Genomic DNA, 2,596 nt, shown 5'->3' with positions numbered 1-2,596 from the left:
GGGGGCGGGGGGGCGGCGGGCGGCGCCCCGCCGGCACGCCCGCGGCCGCCCCCCCCCCGGGGCCCCGGGGCGGGGGGGGGCCCGGCCCCCCGCGGGGGGGGGGGCCCGGCCCGGGCCGCGAGAGGGCCCGGGAAACGCGAAAGGCCCGGTGGGCGGAGGAACCGCCTGCCGGGCCGGAGCCGTGTCGCGAAGCGCCGTGCGGCGCTGGAGCGGGCGACGGGAATCGAACCCGCGTAGCTAGTTTGGAAGACTAGGGCTCTACCATTGAGCTACGCCCGCGCGAGCCCGGCATGCCCCGAGCGGGACGGTCCGAGCGCGTACGCAGAGCATCGTAGCGGTTCCGGGCCGTTCTCCGCACACGGGTGCTCCGCTCTCCGCACACGGGTGCTCCGCTCTCCGCACACGGGTGCTCCGCGCGACGCGTCCGGCCCCCGTCGCGACGCCGGTCCGGAGGGCCGCCCGGCAGAGGTACGGCCGCCCGGCAGAGGTATGGCCGCCCGGTAGAGGTACGGATGCCCGCTCAGCACCTGTAGGAACGGGCACAGATGCCGCTACGGCGCCGCTTCACATGAAACAAGTCCGACGCAGCGCCTCCGGGCATGTACCCTTCGTGTCGCACCGACGGGGTGTGGCGCAGCTTGGTAGCGCGTCCGCTTTGGGAGCGGAAGGTCGTCGGTTCGAATCCGGCCACCCCGACCAGTCGCCAGTCGCGCGCACCCTTGAAGATCGCGTTGTGGGGCTCTTCATGCTTGCGGTTACTATGCAAGCTGCGTGCCCGCGTGTCCGACGTGTCTCCGAAGACCCCAGGAGCCGGGCCGATCAGCAGGCCGTCGCGGACGCAGGAACGCGCGGCAGGCAAACCAGAGAATCAGCCACCAAGGAGACCGAACCGTGAAGAGCGCCGTGGAGACCCTGAACCCGACCCGGGTTCGGCTCACTGTCGAGGTGCCCTTCGAGGAGCTCAAGGACAGCCTCGACGCGGCGTACAAGAAGATCAACGAGCAGGTCACGGTGAAGGGCTTCCGGAAGGGCAAGATCCCGGCCCGCGTCATCGACCAGCGTTTCGGCCGCGGTGCTGTGCTGGAGGAGGCCGTCAACGACGCCCTTCCGAAGTTCTACACCGAGGCGGTCAACGAGGGTGAGCTGAATGTCCTCGGCCAGCCCGACGTCGACATCAAGGAGCTGAAGGACGGCGAGCTGCTCTCCTTCACGGCCGAGGTCGACATCCGGCCCGAGATCACGATCCCGGACTACTCCGGTATCGAGGTCACGGTGGACGCCGCCGAGGTCAGCGACGAGGACGTCGACAAGTCGGTCGAGCAGCTGCGCGACCGCTTCGCCTCCACCAACACGGTCGAGCGCGCCGCCGCCGAGGGCGACGTCGTCACCGTCGACCTCGAGGCCAAGATCGACGGCGAGGTCCTTGAGGACGGCGTCGCGAACGGCATCGACTACGTGATCGGCTCCGGCGAGCTGCTGGACGGCATCGACGACGCGGTCACCGGCCTGGAGGCGGGCGGCGAGGCCACCTTCACCTCCGAGCTCAAGGGCGGCTCCGCCGAGGGCAAGGCCGCCGAGGTCACCGTCAAGGTCACCGAGGTCAAGGCCCGTGAGCTGCCGGAGCTGGACGACGACTTCGCGCAGACCGCCAGCGAGTTCGACACGCTGGAGGACCTGAAGGCGGACAGCCGCAAGCGCCTTGAGTCGATGAAGAAGTACGACCAGGCCACGCAGGCGCAGGAGCGCGTCCTCGACGAGCTGCTGAAGCTGGTCGAGGTGCCGATCCCGGAGAAGCTGCTCGCGGACGAGGTCGAGACCCGCAAGCACAACCTGGAGCACCACCAGCTGCCGCAGATGGGCGTCGAGCTGGAGCAGTACCTCCAGATCCAGGGCAAGACCAAGGAGGAGTTCGACACCGAGACCTCCGAGCAGGCGGTCAAGGGCATCAAGACCCAGTTCATCCTGGACGAGCTGGTCAACAAGGAGAAGCTGAACGTGAACCAGGAGGAGCTCACCGAGCACCTCATGCGCCGCGCGCAGTCCTCCGGCATGAGCCCCGACCAGTTCGCCCAGGCGGTCGTCGAAGGCGGCCAGGTGCCGATGCTCGTCGGCGAGGTCGCCCGCGGCAAGGCGCTCGCCGTGGTCGTGGAGGCGGCGAAGGTCGTCGACACGAACGGCGAGCCGGTCGACCTGGACGACGAGGACGAGGCCGAGTCGGGCGCCGAGACGGTCGAGGCCGCCACGGAGACCGTGGAGGCCGCCGAGTCCGGCGAGACCCCCGAGGCCGGCGAGGCCGAGGACAAGCCCACCGCCTGAGCTTCGATCGCGCGCCGACGGCGGGCCCCGGACGCACACCGCGCCGGGGGCCCGTCGCGTTCCCGCGGCCCCACTTCCCGGTGCGGTGCCGTACACGACGGGTGGGCGCAGGCCGCGTACGTACACCCCCGGGACGGAGCGCCGGCGCGTCCGGCGCCAAGCGCTCGCCCCGCGCGTCCGGCGGCCAAGCGCTCACCTGCGCGGTGTGCCCCCCGGTGCCACGCCCCGCCGCAAAAACACCGGCCCCGGACGCACACCGCGGACGGACACGGCGCCCCCA

General features: G+C 71.1%; 1 protein-coding gene and 2 tRNA genes. 2 read left to right on the top strand and 1 reads right to left on the bottom strand.

Annotation, left to right across the window (positions count from 1 at the left end):
- Positions 1–205: 205 nt before the first annotated feature.
- Positions 206–279 (bottom strand) — tRNA-Gly (locus LCE31_RS38690).
- A 343-nt stretch (positions 280–622) separates the two neighbouring features.
- On the opposite strand from LCE31_RS38690, the gene LCE31_RS38685 reads away from it, so the two are divergent.
- Together LCE31_RS38685 and tig are read left to right on the top strand one after the other, a co-directional pair.
- Positions 623–699: transfer RNA gene (locus LCE31_RS38685), tRNA-Pro, on the top strand.
- A 192-nt stretch (positions 700–891) separates the two neighbouring features.
- Positions 892–2,316, top strand: coding sequence for a trigger factor (gene tig / locus LCE31_RS38680; RefSeq protein ID WP_225022900.1), 1,425 nt, complete (start codon positions 892–894; stop codon positions 2,314–2,316).
- The last annotated feature ends 280 nt before the right edge of the window (positions 2,317–2,596 follow it).

The sequence above is a fragment of the Streptomyces sp. 8L genome (assembly GCF_020176795.1).
GTDB lineage: Bacteria > Actinomycetota > Actinomycetes > Streptomycetales > Streptomycetaceae > Streptomyces.
The sequence above is the reverse complement of the archived record's forward strand: the minus strand, read 5'-3'. Positions and strand labels throughout refer to the sequence as shown.